Below are 3,044 nucleotides of genomic sequence, written 5' to 3' on the forward strand. Positions count from 1 at the left end.
GCGCGGTGCACCGCATCGCCGACGCCCGCCTCGCCGCCGCGGCGCTCGCGCTGCTGGCGGTGCTGGCGGCGGTGCTGCTGGCCTGGCGCTTCCAGCGCAGCATCGTGGGGCCGGTGCGCCGCCTGACCAACGTGGCCGAACGCGTCGCGGCGGGCGACCTGTCGGCGCGCGCCGCGGTCGAATCCGGCGACGAGATCGGGCTGCTGGCGCGCAGCATCAACACCATGACGCAGCGGCTGGCCGACACCATCGCGCACCTCGAATCGGTGTTCGCCGAGGCGCAGCGCGCCAAGGACGCCGCCGAGCTCGCCAACCGCGCGAAGAGCAGCTTCCTGGCGAACATGAGCCACGAGATCCGCACGCCGATGAACGCGATCCTCGGCATGTCGCACCTGGCCCTGCAGAGCGGCCTGGATGCGCGGCAGCACAACTACATCCAGAAGGTGAACGCCTCGGCCGAATCGCTGCTGGGCATCATCAACGACATCCTCGATTTCTCGAAGATCGAGGCCGGCAAGCTCGACATCGAGTCGATCCCGTTCAGCCTCGGCGAGGTGATGGACAACCTGAGCAACGTGGTCGGCATGAAGGCCGACGAGAAGGACCTCGAGCTGCTGCTCGAACTGCCGCTGCAGCTGCCGAGCGCGCTGGTGGGCGACCCGTCGCGGCTGGGTCAGGTGCTGCTGAACCTGGGCAACAACGCCGTCAAGTTCACCGCCAGGGGCGAGGTCGTGGTGGCGGTGCGGGTGATCGACGCAGGCGACGCAGGCGACGCCGGCCACGGCGACGACAGACCGGCGCGGCTGCGCTTCGAGGTGCGCGACACCGGCATCGGCATGAGCCGCGAGGAGCAGGAGCGCCTGTTCGAGCCCTTCACGCAGGCCGATGCCTCGACCAGCCGGCGCTACGGCGGCACCGGCCTCGGGCTGGCCATCAGCCGGCACCTGGTGCTCCTGATGGGCGGCAAGCTGGCGGTCGACAGCGAGCCGGGGCGCGGCAGTTGCTTCCACTTCGAGCTCGCCTTCGACCTGCAGCCGGGCGCCGCGGCGGCGCCGCCGGCCGCGCCCCACGACAGCCTGTCGGGCACGCGCGTGCTCGTCGTCGACGACAACGCCGCCGCGCGCGAGGTGCTCGCCGGGATGAGCCAGGCACTGGGCCTGAACGCCGATGCCGCCGCCGGCGGCGAAGAGGCCTTGCGGCGGGTGGTGCAGGCGGATGCCGGCGACCGGCCGTACCAGCTGCTGCTGCTGGACTGGAAGATGCCCGGCATGGACGGCGTGGCCTGCGCGCAGGCGCTGGTCGACCGGGCCGGGCTGCGCCACCCGGCGCCGGTGGTGCTGATGGCCACCGCCTTCGGGCGCGACGAGGTGCGCCAGCACCTGGCCGAACGGCGGTTGACGGTCGGTGCGCTGCTGACCAAGCCGGTCACGCCCTCGTCGCTGTTCGATGCCTGCATCACCGCGCTCGGCCGCGTGCCCCTCGCGCCCACGCGCAGCGCGCGGCGTGCCGACGCGCTGCACGACCACCGCGCGGCACTGGCCGGCGCGCACGTCCTGCTGGTCGAGGACAACGCGATCAACCGCGAGCTGGCCGTGGACCTGCTGGGCCGCGCCGGCGTGGCCGTCAGCGTCGCCGGCGACGGCCAGGAGGCGCTGGACGCGCTGGCCCGCGAGCGCTTCGACGCGGTGCTGATGGACTGCCAGATGCCGCGCATGGACGGCTATGCCGCGACGCGCGCGCTGCGCCAGCAGCCGGCGCTGCGGAGCCTGCCGGTGATCGCGATGACGGCCAACGCGATGGTCGGCGACCGCGAGGCCGTGCTCGCGGCCGGCATGGACGACCACATCGCCAAGCCGATCGTCGTCGACGAGATGTTCGCCACGCTGGCGCGCTGGGTGAAGCCGCGGCGCCCCGCTGCCGGCATCGACAGCGCCAGCGGCCTGGCCAACGTGCGGGGCAACGACGTGCTGTACCGCCGCATGCTGGGCATGTTCCGCGACCGCGAGACGGAGTTCGTGCCGCATTTCGAGGCCGCGCTGGCGGCGGGGGATTCCGACGCCGCGATGCGATCGGCCCACGACCTGAAGTGCGAGGCCGGCACGCTCGGCATGCCGGCGCTGCAGGAGGCGGCAGCCGCGCTGGAACAGGCCTGCCTGGGGCACGCCGGCGACGCCGGGATCGGCGCGCTGTTGCACGAGGTGTCCCGGCAGCTGGACCAGGTGCTGGGCGAACTGGCCGAACGCTAGAGCCCCAGGGACTTGCGGTACGCGCTGCGCTGCCGCTCGCGCCCGAGGCGCAGCGTGATCTCCTCGAAGTCGACCGCGGCGGCCTTCAGCGCCGCCTCGGCGCTCAGCTGCCCGGCCACCGCCTCGCCCAGGTGCACGTCGAGCGCCTGCCAGTAGCTGAAGGCGCCGGGAATGCGCAGGTAGGGGAACTGCAGCCGGTTGCTGAAGTTCTCGAAGTACGCATGCAGGTAGTCGCGCACGTCCACCTCGTTCCAGCCGGCCTGCAGGTAGGTGTCGATCTGCCCGCTGCCGTCGGGGGGCAGGAAGTGGAACCGGCGCCCGGGGTCGATGCCATCCCAGCCGCGAACCGCGTACACCTTGGATTTCTCCCGGGTCGCCATCAACGCGAGCAGGTAGTAGGTCGCCTCCGGCGCCTTCGAGTACTTCGAGATCACGCCCGCCCACGACCCGCCGGTGGTGTTGCCGACCACGTTCGGCTGCGCGGTGGGGACCCAGTCATGGCGCGCGAGGCTGTAGTACGCGCGCGTGCCCGGCACCGGTGCCGCGCCGATCTTGCCCTTGACCTTGCTGCCGGGTTGCTGCGCCAGCGCGCCCAGGTCGCCCCAGGTGAAGGTCAGCGCCGCGCGCCCGGCGAGCAGGTAGTCCCAGCTCTGGCCGAGGTCCCAGTGGCGCATGTCGCGCGGCCCGAAGCGGACCAGGTCGACGAAGGCCTCGAGCGCGCGCACGTGCCCGGGGCTCGCGATCAGCGGCCGCATGTCGGCGGGATCGAACCAGTACAGCTTCGGGCTGTCGGGGCCG

2 protein-coding genes are annotated in these 3,044 nt (G+C 72.5%); one reads left to right on the forward strand and one right to left on the reverse strand.

Annotated elements, in window-relative coordinates; all coding sequences use genetic code 11:
* Nucleotides 1-2,246 (forward strand): response regulator (locus AC1DXV_RS33195; RefSeq protein ID WP_477937786.1); only part of this gene is annotated, 2,246 nt, incomplete at its 5' end.
* On the opposite strand, the gene AC1DXV_RS33200 is transcribed toward AC1DXV_RS33195, so the two are convergent.
* Nucleotides 2,243-3,044 (reverse strand): type 2 periplasmic-binding domain-containing protein (locus AC1DXV_RS33200; RefSeq protein ID WP_477937788.1); only part of this gene is annotated, 802 nt, incomplete at its 5' end. The genes AC1DXV_RS33195 and AC1DXV_RS33200 overlap by 4 nt on opposite strands.

The sequence above is a fragment of the Rhizobacter sp. P3_C12 genome (assembly GCF_056402735.1).